This is a genomic window from Curtobacterium sp. TC1 (assembly GCF_019844075.1).
GTDB lineage: Bacteria > Actinomycetota > Actinomycetes > Actinomycetales > Microbacteriaceae > Curtobacterium.
In genome coordinates, this window is the sequence record NZ_CP081964.1 from 3270517 (window position 1) to 3288183 (window position 17667).

A 17667-nucleotide genomic window follows, 5' to 3' on the forward strand; every position below is an offset into this window, starting at 1 on the left:
GCGCTGTGGACCATCCCGTGCGAGCTTCCACGCTCCGTGTAGCGCAACGACCTCGCACCGGGCGGGCAACCTCGCACCAGCCGAACAGACGCACGCGGTGCGGCGCACGGCGCGGTGTTGCGTGGGCGGTATACCAAGCCGTAGCATCGCGGTACCGCACCACCACCCCACAGGGCCCGACTGCCACCATCGGTCTGCCCGCGGCGAGCGCTCCATCGATGCAGCCCGCGCCGTCCACTGCCGGCAACGCCCCACTGGACCCGCACGTGAACCCCACCTCTTTCGGTCTCTACGACCCTGCCCGCGAATCGAGCGACTGCGGCGTCGGTTTCATCACCCGACTCGACGGGACGCCGAGCCACGACGTCATCCGCAAGGGCGACGAAGCACTGTGCGCCATCCCCCACCGCGGCGGCAAGTCCGCCGAGGGTGTCGGGGACGGCGCGGGTGTCAGCATCGACCTGTCGGTGGAGTTCTTCAGCGCCATCACCGGACAGGAGCTGCGCGCCGGCCACTTCGGCGTCGCGAACTGCTTCGTCCCGAGCAGCGACGGAGCGCACGGCGCCGACGAGCGCGCCCGCGCCGAGCAGACCGTCACGGACGCCATCACGGCCGAGGGCTTCGAGCTGCTCGTCGTCCGCGACGTCCCGGTGGACCACTCCGTCGCGCGGCCCGAGGCCGAGCAGTACCAGCTGCCGATCGTGCAGTGGGTCTTCCGTGCGCCCGAGCAGTGGGACCGCGCCGAGGTCGACGCGGCAGCGAACCGTGCCCTGCTCGCGATCGAGTCCGTGTCCTACGGCGAGGCCGCCGAGCAGCGAGCCGAGCACGCCGCCCTGTACCCGCTGTCGCTCAGCGCCCGGACCCAGATCCTGAAGGGGCGCCTGAACTCGGGCGAGGTCATCGGGTACTTCACGGACCTGCGCGACCCGCGTCACTCGGTGCGGACGCTCTACTTCCACACGCGCTTCTCGACGAACACCGAGCCGCACCCGACGATGGCGCAGCCGTTCCGTCTGATGGCGCACAACGGCGAGCTGAACACCGACCGGAAGAACCGCCTGTCGGACGAGGCGCTGGCCCGTGCCCGCACCCGCAGCATCGTCCGCCCGCCCGGCCAGTCCGACTCGAGCCGCCTCGACCAGACCCTGCAGAGCCGCGTGTTCGACGACGGGCTCGAGATCGTCGAGGCCGTGGTGTCGCTCATGCCGCCGGCGTGGGAGAACGACCGCACGCTCACCGCCGACGTGCGGGACATGCTCGAGTACTTCTCGCTGTACGAGGAGAAGAACGACGGCCCTGCCGCCGTGATCTTCAGCGACGGCGACGTCGTCGGCGCGCGACTGGACCGCCTCGGGCTGCGCCCGCTGCGCACCGTCGAGACGACCGAGTACCTGATGGTGTCGTCCGAGGCCGGCCAGGTCACCTTCGACGCTGACGAGGTCGTGCACCGCGGCCGCATCGAGGCCGGCGGCATGCTCGTCGTCGACCACCGCACCGGGACCCGGATGCGGACCGGCGAGGTGCTGCGCATGCTCGCGGCTCGCCGTGACTACGGCACCCTGCTCGAGGCCGCCCGCGTCAACCTCGACGACCTGCCCGCGCCCGCGTACGACCGCACCAGGAACACCCTGGGCTACGCGGGCGACCTGTCGCTCGCCGGCCGCTACGTCGCGTACTCGCTGAACCAGGAGAGCTTCCGGTTCATGCTCGACCCGATGCTGCAGAACGGCTCGGAGCGGATCTCGGCGATGGGCTACGGCAACGCCATCAACGCGCTGAGCGACACCGAGGGCGGGATGGCGAAGTACTTCTCGCAGCGCTTCGCCCAGGTGACGAACCCGCCGCTCGACTCGATCCGCGAGGCCGACGGCATGTCGATGCGCGTCGCGCTCGGCGCGAAGCCCGACGGCACGGGCACCACGGGCCGTCAGCTCGTCGTGCAGTCGCCGATCCTGGGGCACCTCGACATGGTGCGGCTGCGGGAGCAGGACATCGTGCCGCTCGAGCGCTTCGACATGCTCTACGTGCCGGTGCCCGCCGACGAGCAGGCGAACGCCGACGCGATGCGCGGCGCGCTGGACGCCCTGTGCGACGCGATCGAGGCGTTCGCGGCGCGCGGTGGCGGAATCGCGGTCGTGACCGACCGCGAGGTGTCGTCGACCCGTGCACCCCTCCCCGTGATCCTGGCCGTGGCCGCCGTGAACCAGCGGCTCATCGAGACCGGTCTGCGCCTGCGGGTGTCCGTCGTGGCGGAGAGCGGTCAGCTGCCATCGTCACACCACGTCGCGACCGCGCTGGGCTTCGGTGCCGCCGCTGTGTACAGCTTGAGCGCTCGGCTGCGTGCGGAGGAGAAGTACCCCGCGGCGCCCGCACCCGCCGGCGAGCTGACCGCGACCGACCTGGCGCTCAAGCAGTTCCGCAAGGCGGCCGAGAAGGCCCTGGCGAAGACCATGGGCCGCGTCGGTCTGTGCACCGCCGAGAGCTACATCGGCGGCGAGTTCTTCGAGCCGAACTACCTCGACACCGGCGACGACGTGCTCGCCCGGATCTTCCCGCACATGCAGGCCCCGGTCGGCGGCGTCGGCTTCTCGCGCATCGCCCAGGCGGCGACGGACTGGCACGAGCGTGCCCGCTCGGTGGCGTCCGAGGGCCAGGTCCCGCTGCTCGGCCTGTTCAAGGAACGCTCCGACGGCGCCGGCCACTCGTTCGGCGTCGCGAGCGTGCGCGGGTTCGGCGGCATGACCGAGGAGCGTCCGGCCTTCGAGCGCTCCGGCGACTCGGACGCGCTGCGCCTGCTCACGCTCGGTCAGCTCGACGACTCGTTCGGCATCACCGACGCCGCGTACCGCAACACCGGCTACGACCGCCTCAGCGACGTCGAGATCGACCAGCACCGGATCACGCCGGGCTACGTCACGTTCCTGCAGACCACGCACGACGAGCGGTCGCGCCGTCCCGCTGCGCTCCGCGACGTGCTCGCGCTGCCCGCGGACGTCACGGGCATCGACACGGCGGAGGACTTCGCCCGCGAGCTCGGTCGCTTCTCGACGAGCGGCAACGCCAGCGTCACGGTGCGCGGGCTGTCCGGCTCGCGTCCGGCGGACGACCAGGACCTGCCGGGAGGCACGGAGCGGTTCCGCCTGGAGCTCGCGTCGACGGGCACCACGGGTGCACTGCGCCACCAGGCCCTCGCAGACGGCCTCGCGCTGCTGTACCCGGGCCAGGTCGACGTCGACGCCGTCGACGACACCCGGGTGACGCTCCGCGCCACCGGCGCGGCAGTGGGTCTGCTCGCCCTGCTCGAGAGCGCTCCCGACAGCGTCGAGCTCGACGAGGTGCAGCCGGCGCACGAGATCACCCGGACCCTGGCGTCCGGCGCGATGAGCCACGGTGCGCTCGTCGCCACCGCCCACGAGGCCGTCGCGCACGGCACGAACATGGTCGGCGGCATGTCGAACAGCGGTGAGGGCGGCGAGCACCACTCCCGCTACGGCACCATCCGCGGCTCGCGGATCAAGCAGTTCGCCTCGGGCCGTTTCGGGATCTGGGCGGGCTACCTCGCCGACCCCATGCTCGAGGAACTCGAGATCAAGATCGGGCAGGGCGCGAAGCCCGGCGAGGGCGGCCAGCTGCCCGCGCCGAAGGTCACGGTGGACATCGCCGCGGCCCGTGGTGGCACGCCCGGCGTCGAGCTCATCTCGCCGCCGCCGCACCACGACACGTACTCGATCGAGGACCTGGCGCAGCTCATCCACGACTGCAAGGCCGCCCGCGTCCGGGTGATCGTGAAGCTCGTGTCCTCCGAGGGCATCGGCACCATCGCGGTGGGCGTCGCCAAGGCCGGCGCGGACGTCATCAACGTCGCGGGCAACACCGGTGGCACCGGGGCCGCGGCCGTCACGAGCCTGAAGTACGCGGGCCGCTCGGCGGAGATCGGCGTCGCCGAGGTCCACCAGGCCCTCGTCGCGAACGGCCTGCGCTCGAAGGTCACGCTCCGCTGCTCGGGCGCGCACCAGACCGGCTCCGACGTCGTCACGAGCGCGCTGCTCGGCGGCGACAGCTTCGAGTTCGGCACCACCGCGCTCATGATGCTCGGCTGCGTCATGGCGAAGAACTGCAACGTGAAGTGCCCGGCCGGCCTCACCACGAACGCCGAGGCGTTCGAGGGCGACCCGCGTGCACTCGCGCAGTACCTGCTCAACATCGCGCACGACGTGCGGCAGATCCTCGCCCGCCTCGGCCTGCGCTCGCTGCGCGAGGCACGGGGCCGCACCGACCTGCTGCAGCTCCTCGACCACCCGGCGAGCGTCGGTCGTCTCGACGCCCGCGCCCTGCTCGCGCAGGTGCCGGAGAAGGTCGTGACGGACCCGGAGTACCTGGAGAAGGACTTCCACACCGACGACGCGCTGCTCGAGCGCATCCGCACGGCACTGGTCGACCACGCCCAGGAGCACGTACTCGTGCACGGCGTCCTGCTCGGCAACAGCGACAAGTCCGTCGGCGGCCAGCTCGGCATCGACGTCGAGCGCCTGCTCAACCACGAGCTCGGCGCCGAGGACGTCCAGGGCCTGCCCGCCGTGGCGACCGACGACCGCGGGCGCCGCCGGCTGGTCGACGGTGCCGTCACGATCCGCACCCAGGGTTCGGCCGGTCAGTCGTACGGCGTGTTCAACAACGACGGCATCGTGCTCGAGCACACCGGCACCGCGAACGACGGCGTCGGCAAGAGCCAGAGCGGCGGGCGGATCATCGTCCGTGCGCCCGGCGGCGGCAGCGCCGACCAGGGCGGCAACGTCCTGATCGGCAACTTCGCGCTGTTCGGGGCCACCGGCGGCCGCACGTTCGTCGAGGGCGAAGCCGGCGACCGGTTCGCCGTGCGGAACTCCGGCGCCACGGCCGTGGTCGAGGGCGTCGGCGACTTCGGGTGCGAGTACATGACCGGCGGCGCCGTGTTCAACCTCGGCGCGTTCGGCAAGGGCCTCGGCAACGGCATGTCCGGCGGGTTCCTGTACCAGTACGACCCGTCCGGTCAGGTCGCCCAGCGTGCCAGCACCGACTCGCTCCTCGTCTTCCCCGTCACCGACACCGAGCGCGGGGCGTTCCACGAGGCCGGGGCGCGACTGCTGCTCGAGTGGCACCTCGAGGCGACCGGGTCGGCGTTGGCCGAGCGGCTGCTGGCCGACTGGGAGACCACCCGTCAGCACGTGTACGTCGGCATGCCACGTGCGCTGCTGCTCACGCAGGACGCCGGTGAGATCCTCGCGGCGGCCACCCGCCCCGAACTGCTCGACGAGCTCGCGACCTCGATCGCCACGGACAAGCTCCGTGCGTTCAAGGTCGACTACCGTGACCAGCGCACCGTCCTCGGTGGTCGTGCCCCGGCGCTCGGCGACCAGGGCGACGACATGTTCTCGCTGCTGTCGTCGTACACGGTGCTCGGCGTCGCCCAGGACGTCGCCCTCGAGCGCGTCCCCGGTGCTGGCCCGAACGATCCCCGGGTCGCCGAGGCAGTGAAGAACCTCGTCCTGACCGAGGACTTCTCGGTCAAGCAGCGCGTCGTGAAGTACCTGCGTGGCACGCTCGACCGGTTCGCCGACGACCAGCTCGCGACGCTCATCGCGATCAAGCGACTCGACGACTACAAGCGTGCGCTCACGCAGCGGAACAACCGCAGCATGGACGCGCCGGGCACCACGGGGTGGATCATGCACCAGAACGCCAAGAACGACGGTCGCGTCCGCGAGGCGCGCTTCGACGAGCTGCTCGCGACCGCGGCGCTCGAGGACATCGCGCGCCGTGCACCGCAGGCGCCGACCGAGGCGGTGTCCGCGTGAGCCTGCTCCCCCCGACCGGGTCGCTGATCCCGGTCGACGCACCGTTCTCGGCGGCCCAGGAGTCCTGGCTCGCCGGGTTCATCGCGGGCATCGCCGCCGCCGGCAAGAAGGCGTCCGCTGCCGCCCCGACGACGACGATCGACGTGCTGTTCGGCACGCAGACCGGCAACGCGGAGTTCCTGGCCGACGAGCTCGTCGCCGGTGCGAAGGCCCGCGGGCTCGGTGGCCGTGCCGCCGCGCTCGACGCCGTCACCCCGGAGCAGCTCGCCGAGATGACCCACGTGCTCGTCGTCACCTCGACGTACGGCGAGGGCGAGATGCCCGACAACGCCGGACTGTTCTGGGACGCGATCCAGGCGACCACCGTCCCACGACTCGAGGGACTGCAGTACGCCGTCCTCGGTCTCGGGGACACCAGCTACGACGAGTTCTGCCAGGCCGGCAAGCTCCTCGACACCCGCTTCGAGCAGCTCGGCGCGACCCGGGTGCACGACCGCGTCGACTGCGACGTGGACTTCGAGGACGCGGCCGCGCTGTGGAGCGCCGCCGTGCTCGACCGGCTGGCTGCCGAGGCCGGCGCGACGGTCGCACCCGGCGCGACCACGGGCAGTGGTGCCGGCGACGGTGTCACCGCGACCGGCGGGGCGGGCGCTGGTCGTGCCTCCCGGCCGGGGTCGCAGTGGAACAAGCGCAACCCGTACCCGTCGCGTCTGGTCGAGAACCGGCTGCTCTCCTCGCCGCGCAGCGCGAAGGAGATCCGGCACTACGAGTTCGACCTCGGCGACTCCGGCATCGAGTACGCCGCAGGCGACGCCCTGGCGGTCGTGCCGGTGAACGACGAGGTCTTCGTCGCGGAGCTGCTCGAGCAGGTCGGCGCGAACGGCGGCGAGTCGTTCGACGGCCGCCCGATCACCGAGGTCCTGCGGAGCGACCGCGAGATCCGCACGCCCTCGAAGGACCTCATCGCCGACCTCGTGCAACGCGCCCCGGCAAGTGAACTCGCCGCGGTCGTCTCGCACGGCGACAAGCACGAGCTGGACCGTTGGCTGTGGGGCCGCGACGTCCTGGATCTGCTGCGCGACGCCGGACCGGCCGCTCCCGGGCTCGACGAACTGCTCCCGAACCTGCGCCCGCTGCAGGCACGCCAGTACTCGATCTCGTCGAGCCCGCTGGCGCACCCGGACCGCATCCACCTGACCATCGCGTCCGTCCGCTACGGCGACCCGCACCGGATGTACGCAGGGGTCGCGTCGACGTTCCTCGCCGACCGGGTCGACCCCGACGGTACCGTCGACGTCTACCTGCAGCCGAACGCGTCGTTCGGGGTGCCGGCGGACGAGTCGGCCCCGATGATCATGATCGGTCCGGGCACCGGCATCGCGCCGTTCCGCGGGTTCCTGCACGAGCGGGCCGCGGCGGGAGCGACGGGGCGCAACTGGCTCTTCTTCGGCGACCAGCACCGCGACACCGACTTCGTGTACCAGGACGAGCTCGCCGAGCTGCAGGAGCAGGGCGTGCTGAACCGCCTCGACCTGGCGTTCTCGCGCGACCAGGCCGAGAAGGTCTACGTGCAGACCCGGATGCGGGAGCAGTCCGCCGAACTGTTCGCCTGGCTCGAGGACGGCGGCCACGTGTACGTGTGCGGTGACGCCTCGCGGATGGCGAAGGACGTCGAGGCGGCGCTGCTCGACGTCATCCGGACCGGTCGCGGACGGGACGAGGACGACGCGCTGTCGTACCTGGCCGACCTGCGCCGCACGAAGCGGTACGTCCGCGACGTCTACTGAGCCCACAGCACGCGGAGCGCGCGGGCCCGCTGCGCGCACCCGACCTGGGCAGCAGAACACCCCGGCAGCGGAACCCGAATCCGACAGCCGGGGCGTCCTGTGGAGGGTGCCGGTCAGTGAGGCCTGACCGACGAGCCCAGAGGCGTGACGCAAGGACCCGGGTGCGATGACCCGGCCTCCTGGACGACGAGTCTCCTGATCCGGGACTCCCGTCGTGCACGCCGCTCAGTGGCCGATGGTTGGTCGGCGACGGGCGCGCACTGCGTCACGGTCATTCGGGTCCCCCTCCTGCCGCGGGTCGTCGCCGTCACCGGCTCCCTGGATGCCGGCCCGAAGGGACGACGTTGATCCGCGGTACCGAAACCGTACGACGATGATGTGGTCTTCGGAACCCGTTGACGGGAATCACTCAGCCGTGCTACCGCTCGGTGTCCCCGAAGCGTCATCGGCGTCCCCCGGGGCCACGGCTCGTGACCACGCCGAGTCGGCCGCGGTGCTCGTGTCCGGCGGTTCCGGGGTCAGGACGAGCCCCGAGCCGGACGTGGCCGAGGCGTAGAGGTCCTCGAGCCAGCTGCGGTTGATCGAGGGCACCCGGCTGCCGGAGAACTTGAAGTGCAGGCTGACGTTCGGGTTCAGCCAGATCGTGCTGCGGCCGTTGCCGTGGATGACGTCGTCCTTCCACGAGAACGCGAACCGGTGCTCACGTCGGAGCATGTTCACGATCACGATCTGCAGGTGTGTCATGGCGCGGTCGTCGATGCGGAGGTCGAGCGGCTGGCCGTCGTAGATGAGCTGACCCATGGCCCCTTCTACTCCACGGTGCCGGTGTGCTCGAGCGATCTCGCCCAGGTGGTGATCGTGGTGTCGAACCAGACGGCGTCGACGTTCCGCTCCCAGGCGTGCTCGGCCGGCTCGCTGACCGCCAACGTCACCGTGCCGGGGTGCGCGTCGGCGAACTCCTGGCTGACGGCGAACGGCACGGTGGTGTCCCCCGACGAGTGGATGAGCAGGGTCGGCGGCAGGTTCCGCGGCGCGTGCAACCAGGACAGCGCGCGGACGTCCACCGGCGAGCGGAGCCCGACGACGTGGCACACGAGCGGTATCGCCATCGCCCGGAGCGCGGCACCGACGACGAACCCGGGGAGTCCGGCACGACCCGCCTGGGACCGCACCGTCGTCTCCCAGTCGAGCGCCGGGGACACGAGGACGATGCCGGCGACCCGGTCGCGGTGGGCGGACCGAGCGAGCAGTTCGTGGGTGATCGTCGCGCCCATCGACCACCCCACGATGACGAGCCGTTCGGCCCCGTTCGCGACGGCGTGGTCGAGTGCGGCCTCGACGTCGGGCCACTCGCGAGCACCGAGGTGCGAGGCACGACCCTGCCAGGGCGCTTCGCCGTCGCCGCGGAACGACGGGACGATCGAGGTCCAGCCGGCCTCGAGCGCAGCTGGGACCGTCCGGAGTGCCGTCACGCGGGTGGTGCGGATGCCGTGCACGTGGACGGCCCACGTCGTGGCGGCCGCGGCCGCGGCGGGTGCGGCCGCGGCGGGTGCGGCCGCGGCGGGTGCGGCGGGTGCGGGGCCGCCGGGCCGGATGACCCACGCCGGCGCCGGCCCCACGGGCGTCGGCAGGTCGAGCTCCGCCCAGTCGACGTCCATCGCGGCGGGGTCCGGGTGCACGTGCCCGCTCCACCGCACCCGCGCCGACACGTCGCCGCTCGTCCGGACCACCGCACGGCGGACGGTGCCGGCAGCCTGGTCGACCTCGAGCACCGGTCCCACCGTGGTGTGCCCGGTGCCGTCGTGCCACAGGCCGTACTCCCCCGGGCGAACGGTGTCGTCGGTGATCGGGAGCTGGATCGAGTCGTCGGTCGCCTCGAGCACCGGGGTCCAGCGGTCGCCGCCGGGCAGCACGATCTTGCCGACGACCTTCCGCAGGACGAGCAGGAACGCCGCCGCCAGCACGACGAGCACGCCGAGCACCCACCAGAGGATCGTCATCGCATCAGCCTCCGAGACTGCGGGTCAGGGTCAGTTCCGCCGAGCGCACCTGGGCGAGCTCGGATTCGTCGAGGGTGCGGCCCTGCACCTCGGCGTCACGGATCGCGATGACGAGGTCGTAGGTCCGTGCCTGCACGTCGCCGTCCCGTTCGACGGCCCGCACCGCGTGGCGGCGGGCGATGCGCCGGAGTCGTCGGTGGTGCCGGCGGCACGTCACGTCGCGCCCCCACCGCCGGAAGGTCAGGGACGCCATCGCGACGACGATGAGGACGATGCCCAGGTAGAACGGCGGGTCGAAGCCCAGGCGGAGTCCGTCACGCACCGCTGCGGGGAACCACCCGAAGTGGTCGGCGGTGAGCGACAGCAGCTCGTCGATGCTCGCGATGACCACCAGCGACTGCCCGACCCGGAAGACCACGAGCGCGACGGGGTTCCGCAGCACACCGTGCCGGAGCGTGGCGGCCGCGATCGCGCCGACACCCACCATGTAGATCGAGCTGTACAGCCACATCGCCGGCTGGTGGATCTCCCGCACGATGAAGTGGAAGTCGGTGCCGCCCCGGTCGCGCACGGCGAAGAACGGCACGGCGAAGGCCACGACCACCACGAGCAGTGCCAGCGGACTCGCGAGCAGCGGGCGCTTCGGCAGGTCGGAGGTGCTCGCCCGGAGCATCAGCCAGAAGGCCACGGTGGCGCACACGTTCTGCACGAGGTTGATGAGGTTCGTGCCCCCGAGGGCGCCGTCGAGCACGGTCTGCGGCACGACGCTGCCGAGCGTCAGCAACCCGAGCGCGCCGACCCCGGTGGCACCCCAGGCGGCACGGCCGCGCGGGTTCCGGAGCACGTAGGGCGTGCGGGCGAGGTAGATCAGCGCCGCGCACCAGAAGGCGGCGGCGTGCAGGACGACCATCAGCCGTAGGCCCGCTCGTCCGCGCCGGCGCTGCCGGCGAGCAGCACGGTCGCGAGCTCGTACGCGAACCGCTCGGCGAAGTGCTCGTCGTCGTCCGAGATGCTCACCAGTCCGGTGTCGCCGTCGAGGGCGCGGCGGCACACGTGGCCGCCCGAGGCGAACTCGGCGATGGACGTGGCCGAGGGCGCCCCGACGTCGCCGTGCACCAGGTGGCCGAGCTCGTGCAGGACACAGTGCATCCGGTACAGCTCGGGAGCGCCGGCCGGCACCAGGACGAGGTTCTCGTGCTCGAACTGCGACACCAGCGCGGTGAGCGGGCCCCAGCTCGGACCGTCGACGTCGACCACGCGGGTCGTCTTGCCGACGAACCGCCCGACCCCGGCGACGACGTCGGGGAGCCTCGGCGACGGGGGAAGGGTCGCGACGAGGGCTCCGACGGTGTCCGACGCACTCCTGCCCACTGACATCGCCCCTTTCGATCTCCGCGGACAGACTACCTGCACGATCCCCTTGCGCACGAGGTCGCTCGGACGGAGCCTGGGACCAGGACCGACCCCGACGACCGAACCCGACGACCAGGAGCGACGATGCCCACCACGTCCGTCCACACCGATCCCGAGGCACTCGCGATGACCCTCGTCGCCGAGTCCACGGTGCCGGTCGAGCGCCTCTGGGGCGCCTTCGCCGATCCCCGTCAGCTCGAACGCTTCTGGGGCCCGCCCGGCTTCCCCGCCACCTTCACCTCGTTCGACCTGCGGCCCGGTGGCCGCGCGGACTACCGGATGACGTCGCCGCAGGGCGAGCGGTTCCACGCCGTCTGGCAGGTCACCGAGGTCGACGAGCCGCACCGCATCACCGTCCGCGACCTCTTCACCGACGCCGACGGCACGGTCGACGACTCCCTGCCAGCCGGCGAGACGGTCCTGTCCTTCGAGGCCGTCGGCTCCGGGTCGCGCGTGACCGTCCGGTCGTCGTTCGGGTCCACCGCCGACCTCGAGACCATGATCGACATGGGCATGGTCGACGGGTACGAGCAGGCCTTCGGACAGCTGGACACCGTCCTCGCCGACCTGCGCGAGGACGCCCTCGGCACGGGCACCGTCACCGAGCTGGTCGACGACACCCACGTCCGCATCACGCGGGCCTTCGCGGCGCCGCGCCACCTGCTGTGGCGGGCGCACACCGAACCCGAGCTCGTCCGGCGGTGGCTGCTCGGTCCGGACGGGTGGGAGATGACGGTGTACGAGAACGACCTGACGCCGGGTGGCACGTTCCGGCAGGCGTGGGCGCCGACGGGTGGCACCGAGGGGGAACCGTTCGGGTTCGAGGGCGAGAACCTCGTCGTGGAGTCGGAGCGCCGGATCGTGTCGACCGAGCGGATGACGGGTGCCCCGTTCCCGCCGAACACGAACGACCTGCAGTTCGACGAGGCCGACGGCGTCACCCTGGTGACGCTGCTCGTCACCTACCCCGACCGGGCGCAGCGGGACGTGGTCCTCGCCACCGGCATGACCGACGGCATGGAGACCAGTTACCAGCGTCTGGAACGCGAGGTCCTGTCCGCCACGTGACCCCAGGACGGACGGGAGGCCCGGTTCCAGCTGGCACCGGGCCTCCCGTCCGTCACGCGGAAGCGACAGATCCCCGCGAACGTTCCGCGGGGATCTGTCGCGTTCGCGGGTGGGTCGGACCGGTCAGGCGGGCGTGGTCGCCTCGTAGTGGCGCGCGCCGCCGCGCACACCGGCGAACCGGTACGGCCCTGCGGTGACGCGCGGACGCTCGACGTCGTCGCTCGTCGCGGCGCCGGTCGCGTGCAGCTCGCGGTAGGCGTCCACGGTCAGCGGGACGCGGGCGGACAACAGCTGTCGGACCCGGCCGACGCGACGGTGGTCGCGGTACGACGGCTGCACGATGCCGGTGAGGAGCTCGCCGACGCTGCCGGAACCGTAACTGAACAGGGCGATGCGCTCCCCCGCCAGGTCCTCGTCGAGGTCGAGCAGTGCTGCGAGCCCGATCCAGAGCGACGCCGTGTACGTGTTGCCGGTCTGCTTGTTGTACGTGAAGCCGACGAACAGCTCCGACTCGTCGAAGGGCACACCCACGTGCTGCGTCAGCTTCCGGTGGGCCTTGAGCGCCATCTTCGTGAACGGCTGGTGGTGGACGAAGCGCACGATGTCCTCGTACGCGGGGCCGCCCTGGTCCGCCAGGTCGTCCCACGCGCCGACGAACGCGTCGACGTAGGCGCTCACGGACAGGCGGCCGTCGACCAGCGCCGTCGACCGGTCGTTCGGGCGCCAGAAGTCGTCGACGTCCGCGGTGAAGACACCGGCGGCCGGCTCGATCTCGATCAGGTCGGGGTCGGCGGACACCAGGATCGCGGCGGCGCCGGCACCCTGCGTGGGCTCGGCGGCGGTGTCGACGTCGTAGCGCGCGACGTCGGCGGCGATCACGAGGACCCGCTCGCCCGGCGCCCGGGCGATGATGCCGAGGGCGAGCTGGACGGCGGCCATCCCGCCGTAGCAGGCCTGCTTCAGCTCGACGACGCGGACGTTCTTCGGCAGGCCGAGCAGGCCGTGCACGAAGACGCCGGCGGCCTTGGACTGGTCGACGCCGGACTCGGTGGCGAACAGCACGGTGCGGATGCCCTCGACGCCGTGGCGGTCGATGACCTCCTTGGCCGCGGCGGCGCCCATCGTGACGATGTCCTCGTCCGGGGCGGGCACGCTGAAGGCGTCCTGGCCGATGCCGACGTGGTACTTCGCCGGGTCGACGCCGAGGCGCTCGGCCAGGTCGTCGAGTTCGAGCACGTGGTGCCCGGTCGCGATGGCGATGTCGTGGATGCCGATGCGCAGTGCGCCGTTCGCCGTCATGCTGCACCTCCGGCGGGCTTCGCGCCGCGTCGCTCCATGGCGACGTGGGCGGCCATCAGCTCACCCGGGTTCGTCTGGGCGGCGAGGAGCGAGAGCTCCCCGCACAGCACCGTGGCGGCGCAGAGTGCGGCGAGACGACGGGCGTTCGCACCGGGCTCGCGGTCCTCACGACAGCCGAGCCGCACCAGGGCGTCCTCGACGACGGGCAGGTCCCCACCCTTGCCGTTGCCGACGGTGCCGACGATCAAGTGCGGCAGCGAGGTGGCGAAGTACAGGTCGCCGTCGCGGTTCTCGGCACTCGTGATGCCCTGCGAGCCCTCGACGATGTTGGCGGCGTCCTGCCCGGTGGCCAGGTAGAAACCGAGCAGCATGTTCGCGTAGTGGGCGTTCGCGGAGCGCAGGGCGCCGGCGATGGTCGACCCGATCAGGTTCTTCGCGATGTTCAGTTCGACGATGCGCTCGGTGCTCGACCGCAGGCGCTTCTCGACGACCTCGCCGGGGATCACGATCTCGGCGATGGTGTTGCGGCCACGGCCACGGATGCCGTTCACGGCGGTGGCCTTCTTGTCGGTGCAGAAGTTGCCGGACACGGAGACGTACCGCAGGCCCGGCTGCCACGCCAGGATCGCCGGCAGGAGCTTGTCCGCCGCCTGCGTGACCATGTTGTGGCCGGAGGCGTCGCCCGTGGTGAACGCGAACCGCAGGAACAGCAGGTCGCCGACGATCTCCGGGTGCACCTCGATGAGCTTCGCGAACCGGCTCTGCCCGGCGACCAGCGCCTCGAGTTCGTCCTGTCGCGCCAGGATCTGCCCCGCAGCGACGTGCGCCGCGGCGGCACTGGCCGCGCGGACGACGACCGATCGGGTCATGCGCTCGTCGACGACGGTCGCGACGATGCCGTCGTCGACCATGCGCGAGATCCGGGCGCCACGGCCGACGGACGGCCAGAGCGGCGACTCGTACGTGGCGAGCGGGACCTCGTGCTCGCCCTGGACCGCGTTGCCGCTGATGCGGATCGGTCCGACCCACTTGGTCGGGATCGGCGTGAGCAGGTCACTCATCGAGGGCTCCTTCTGGTGCTCGCACCGCGACGCTGAGGTGTCTGATGTCGTGCGCCTCCCAGGCGCGGTGGATGCCGGCGGGGTCGGTGTCCGCCGGGACGAGCGCGATGCCGCAGTCGCCGCCACCGGCACCGGACGGCTTCGCCGCCCCGCCGGCCGCTTCGACGACGTCGCACAGGATCGCGAGGCGTTCGGTCTCGATCTTCGACCCGACCGAGTCGCCGAGGCGCTGCATGAGCACCCGGGCACGTCGGAGCGCATCGAGCGTCTGCTCCGCGTCGCCGGTCTGGAGGCCCGTGGTCAGGTCGTCGACGCAGCTCCGGCTCTCGTCGAGGAACGCCTGGTACCCGCCGTTGCGGTGTCGACGCACCACCCCGACGAGCTTCGTGGTCGAGGCCGGCGAGCCGGTCCAACCGACCAGGAGCTGCAGGTTCTCGGGGGCCGGGAGCCGCTGGACGTCGAACCCCGCCCACGCCTCGGCGTCGGTGAGGATGTCGGACACCCGGCGCTCGTCGACGAACGAGGCGAGGTGGTCGCGGTCCGGGGCGCTGTAGCGCAGCCAGCCGCCGAAGGTGCTGGCGGCCAGGTCGCCGCCGGATGCCCGCGGGTTCACCCGGATGGTGGCGAGCAGGGCGACCTGGAAGCGCTGCCGCTGGGTCAGGCCGATCCCGTAGAAGCGGTCCAGGGCACCGACCGTGGCGACGGTCACCGCCGCTGAGGACCCGAGCCCGAACTTCCGGCCGCTGGCGTCGTCGAGCTGGCTCTCGATGCGCAGGTCGTGGAACCGCGGCGCGATGCCCCGTTCGGCGCGGAGCTTCTCGACGAGGTCGATCGTCGCCATCACGTAGTCGTAGGGGTGGTGCTCGCGGTCGAGGGCGAGGCCGTCCTCGTCCCGCGTCCACGTGAGCGGCAGGTGGCCGTACTCCTCCGAGTGCACGCTGCCCGCACCGTGCGCCTCGGACACACGCGCCGTGATGGCGCGGTCGAGGGCGATGAGGACGGACGGCTGGCCGGGCTCGACGACGGCGTACTCGCCGGCGACGAACAGCTTGCCGTGGGCGCGGAACTCGATCACTGCACGGACTCCTTCTGGTCGGGGCTGTCGCTCGCTGGAGCGGCGACCCCGATCTCTTCGGAGCGGAGCACCCGAGCGGCAGGTCCGGTGCCGGACTCGATCACGTCGCCGAACGACGCCAGCGCGGTGGCCACGGCGGAGCGGTCCGCGGGCTGGCAGAGCACCACCACGTTCGGGCCGGCGTCGGCCGTGGCGTAGGCCTCGAGCCCCGCGGCGCGGAGTTCGCCCACGGCGTCGAACACGGCGACGCTGCGCGCGTTGAGGTAGCGGATCGGCGGGAAGGCGCCCTCGATCGTGGCGTGCATGCGCAGCGCGTTGCTCTCGGTGATCTCGCCGATGCGGGTGAAGTCGCCGGCTGCGCAGGCGTCGAGCATGTCGCCGACGGTCTCGGTGGTCGAGGTGACCCACGCCGGGTAGAACGGCGAGGTCGCGATGGTGCGGCGCATCGCCTCGCGCGAACCGATGGGCTTCGGGCCGGCGTCGATCGTCACGACCACCATGGCCATCGGCGGTGCCGGGATCGGCTCGGCGAAGGACCCCTGGTCGTCGCCGGCGTGCCAGACGGCGACGCCCCCGGGGATCGACCGGGTGGCCGACCCCGAGCCGCGGCGAGCGAGGCGGGAGAGGTCGCGCGCGGACACGTCGAGACCGTACGCCGCCGACGCGGCGGTCGCGAGCGCCGCGAACCCCGAGGCGCTCGACGCCAGCCCGGCACCGGTCGGCACGGTGTTCTCGGACACGACGGACGCGCGGGTGTCGCTGCCGGCGAGCTCCCGCACGAGGTCGAGGAACTGCTGCACGCGCACCAGGGCACCGTCCTCGACGACGTGGCCGTTCAGCGTGAAGGCGTCCCGGCCCTCCGCACCGGCACCGGCACCGGCACCGGCACCACCATCCAGCGTGACGGTCGTCGTCGTCGGGAACACGTCGAGGCCCATGGAGACGCTGCCCGTGGCGGGCAACGCCAGCTGCGCGTCCGCCTTGCCCCAGTACTTGACGAGGGCGATGTTGGGGTGCGCGACGGCGGTGGCGGTCATCAAGCGCGGGCTCCGATCGTGGTGGTCCAGGTGGCTGCGGCACCTGCGCCGCGGAGTGCGGCCGCGATGCGGTCCGCGTGGTCGTCGTCCGCGGCGAGTGCGAGCACGCACCCGCCCTGCCCGCCGCCGGTCAGCTTCGCGCCGAGGGCGTCCGCAGCACGTGCGGCGACGACGAGCCGGTCCAGGTCAGCACTCGACACGTCGAGTGCGCTGAGCAGGTCGTGCGCGGCGTCCATGGTGACACCGAGCCCCTGTGCGTCGCCAGCCTCGAGTGTCCCCCGCGCCTGCCGTGCGAGTTCGCCGATCCGGTCGATGACGCCGTCGACCGCCGCCGGGTCCTGGTCGCGCCGTTCCCGCACGGCCGCGACGGCCTGCCGGGTGTGGCCGGGGACGCCGGTGTCGGCGACGACGAAGGTGAAGCGCGCCCCGAGCGCGACGGGCTCGATGCGGCCCCCCTCGAACCAGACCGGCACCGCGGCGACGACCCCGCGGGCGTCGAGGCCCGACGGTCGGCCGTGGGCGACGCGCTCGCACTCCTGGATGAGGTCGTGGTGGGTCTCGGCGTCGAGGGTCTCGCCCAGCGCGTCCGCGACGGCTGCCGTGACGGCCGCGGCGACCGCTGCGCTCGAGCCCATGCCGCGGGCCGTGGGGACCTCGCTGTCGACCCGGACGTGGAAGTGCCGATCGGCCACGCCGAAGTGCCGCAGTGTCGCCGTGTCGGCGGTGACTGTCGGCATCACGGCCGCGGGTGCGAGGTCGAGCGGGCCGGTGTGCACCGTGGACTCGAGGGTGTGCCCGACGGTCGTGCCGGCGGCTTCGTCCGCCCCGGCGGTGACCGGGCTCACCGTCGCGACGACCCGTGCGTCGAGCACCGGCAGGACGAGAGCGGGTGCGCCGTAGACCACGGCGTGCTCACCGATCAGGATCGTCTTGCCGTGGGACGACGCCGATCCGTTGCCGGGGGTCGTGGTGGTGTCGAGGTGGGTGCTGGTCATCGTGGGTCACGTCAGCCTAACCGTCCGGGCCGTCGGCGTGTTCGTCGTGACCTGAGCATCCACTGCGATGAGTTGTGCACAACCGGGTTGCGTGACAG

12 protein-coding genes are annotated in these 17667 nt (G+C 72.0%); 3 read left to right on the forward strand and 9 right to left on the reverse strand.

The features are described 5' to 3' along the window. Nucleotides 1-266 precede the first annotated feature (266 nt). Together KZI27_RS16615 and KZI27_RS16620 are read left to right on the forward strand one after the other, a co-directional pair. On the forward strand, nucleotides 267-5834 hold the full coding sequence (locus tag KZI27_RS16615; protein WP_222658489.1) for a glutamate synthase-related protein: 5568 nt from the start codon (nucleotides 267-269) through the stop codon (nucleotides 5832-5834). Continuing rightward, nucleotides 5831-7621: a sulfite reductase subunit alpha gene (locus KZI27_RS16620; RefSeq protein ID WP_222658490.1), complete on the forward strand. Its 1791-nt coding sequence runs from the start codon at nucleotides 5831-5833 to the stop codon at nucleotides 7619-7621. The genes KZI27_RS16615 and KZI27_RS16620 overlap by 4 nt, the downstream gene beginning before the upstream one ends. Nucleotides 7622-8026: 405 nt before the next feature. Here KZI27_RS16620 and KZI27_RS16625 read toward each other — a convergent pair whose 3' ends face one another. The 4 genes from KZI27_RS16625 to KZI27_RS16640 are packed head-to-tail and all read right to left on the reverse strand — an operon-like array spanning nucleotide 8027 to nucleotide 10992. Beyond that, the gene (locus KZI27_RS16625) at nucleotides 8027-8422 is read right to left on the reverse strand and encodes an ATP-dependent DNA ligase (protein ID WP_111084738.1); all 396 of its coding nucleotides are present in this window, start codon (nucleotides 8420-8422) and stop codon (nucleotides 8027-8029) included. Between the two features lie 8 nt (nucleotides 8423-8430). After that, on the reverse strand, nucleotides 8431-9621 hold the full coding sequence (locus KZI27_RS16630) for an alpha/beta hydrolase family protein (RefSeq protein WP_222658491.1): 1191 nt from the start codon (nucleotides 9619-9621) through the stop codon (nucleotides 8431-8433). Between the two features lie 4 nt (nucleotides 9622-9625). Then, the gene (locus KZI27_RS16635) at nucleotides 9626-10531 is read right to left on the reverse strand and encodes a hypothetical protein (RefSeq protein WP_222658492.1); all 906 of its coding nucleotides are present in this window, start codon (nucleotides 10529-10531) and stop codon (nucleotides 9626-9628) included. Next, nucleotides 10531-10992 carry a hypothetical protein gene (locus tag KZI27_RS16640; protein WP_123314268.1) on the reverse strand — a complete coding sequence of 154 codons (462 nt, stop codon included), beginning with the start codon at nucleotides 10990-10992 and terminating at the stop codon, nucleotides 10531-10533. The genes KZI27_RS16635 and KZI27_RS16640 overlap by 1 nt, the downstream gene beginning before the upstream one ends. Nucleotides 10993-11118: 126 nt before the next feature. On the opposite strand from KZI27_RS16640, the gene KZI27_RS16645 reads away from it, so the two are divergent. Next, entirely contained in the window at nucleotides 11119-12102 is a 984-nt protein-coding gene (locus KZI27_RS16645) for an SRPBCC family protein (RefSeq protein WP_222658493.1), read from the forward strand. Between the two features lie 123 nt (nucleotides 12103-12225). Here KZI27_RS16645 and KZI27_RS16650 read toward each other — a convergent pair whose 3' ends face one another. From KZI27_RS16650 to mvk, 5 genes are read right to left on the reverse strand one after another with little or no spacing between them, the layout of a single operon-like run. Beyond that, complete coding sequence (locus KZI27_RS16650) at nucleotides 12226-13401, reverse strand: hydroxymethylglutaryl-CoA synthase (RefSeq protein WP_222658494.1); 1176 nt, start codon at nucleotides 13399-13401, stop codon at nucleotides 12226-12228. Continuing rightward, nucleotides 13398-14462 (reverse strand): hydroxymethylglutaryl-CoA reductase, encoded by a 1065-nt coding sequence (locus KZI27_RS16655; RefSeq protein ID WP_222658495.1) that lies wholly within the window; start codon nucleotides 14460-14462, stop codon nucleotides 13398-13400. The genes KZI27_RS16650 and KZI27_RS16655 overlap by 4 nt, the downstream gene beginning before the upstream one ends. Next, nucleotides 14455-15537 (reverse strand): phosphomevalonate kinase, encoded by a 1083-nt coding sequence (locus KZI27_RS16660; RefSeq protein ID WP_222658496.1) that lies wholly within the window; start codon nucleotides 15535-15537, stop codon nucleotides 14455-14457. Before KZI27_RS16660 ends, KZI27_RS16655 begins: the two co-directional genes overlap by 8 nt. Further along, nucleotides 15534-16574, reverse strand: a complete 1041-nt coding sequence (gene mvaD / locus KZI27_RS16665) for a diphosphomevalonate decarboxylase (RefSeq protein ID WP_261783946.1) — start codon at nucleotides 16572-16574, stop codon at nucleotides 15534-15536. The genes KZI27_RS16660 and mvaD overlap by 4 nt, the downstream gene beginning before the upstream one ends. Continuing rightward, a complete protein-coding gene (gene mvk / locus KZI27_RS16670) occupies nucleotides 16574-17569 on the reverse strand; it encodes a mevalonate kinase (protein WP_222658498.1) in 996 nt (331 codons plus the stop codon). The genes mvaD and mvk overlap by 1 nt, the downstream gene beginning before the upstream one ends. Between the last annotated feature and the right edge of the window lie 98 nt (nucleotides 17570-17667).

Bases quoted from the DNA above. Each gene is read 5' to 3' on its own strand.
- mvk (WP_222658498.1), bottom strand. From the start codon at position 17,569: ATGACCAGCACCCACCTCGACACCACCACGACCCCCGGCAACGGATCG.
- KZI27_RS16625 (WP_111084738.1), bottom strand. From the start codon at position 8,422: ATGGGTCAGCTCATCTACGACGGCCAGCCGCTCGACCTCCGCATCGAC.
- KZI27_RS16630 (WP_222658491.1), bottom strand. From the start codon at position 9,621: ATGACGATCCTCTGGTGGGTGCTCGGCGTGCTCGTCGTGCTGGCGGCG.
- KZI27_RS16655 (WP_222658495.1), bottom strand. From the start codon at position 14,462: ATGAGTGACCTGCTCACGCCGATCCCGACCAAGTGGGTCGGACCGATC.
- KZI27_RS16650 (WP_222658494.1), bottom strand. From the start codon at position 13,401: ATGACGGCGAACGGCGCACTGCGCATCGGCATCCACGACATCGCCATC.
- KZI27_RS16645 (WP_222658493.1), top strand. From the start codon at position 11,119: ATGCCCACCACGTCCGTCCACACCGATCCCGAGGCACTCGCGATGACC.
- KZI27_RS16635 (WP_222658492.1), bottom strand. From the start codon at position 10,531: ATGGTCGTCCTGCACGCCGCCGCCTTCTGGTGCGCGGCGCTGATCTAC.
- mvaD (WP_261783946.1), bottom strand. From the start codon at position 16,574: ATGACCGCCACCGCCGTCGCGCACCCCAACATCGCCCTCGTCAAGTAC.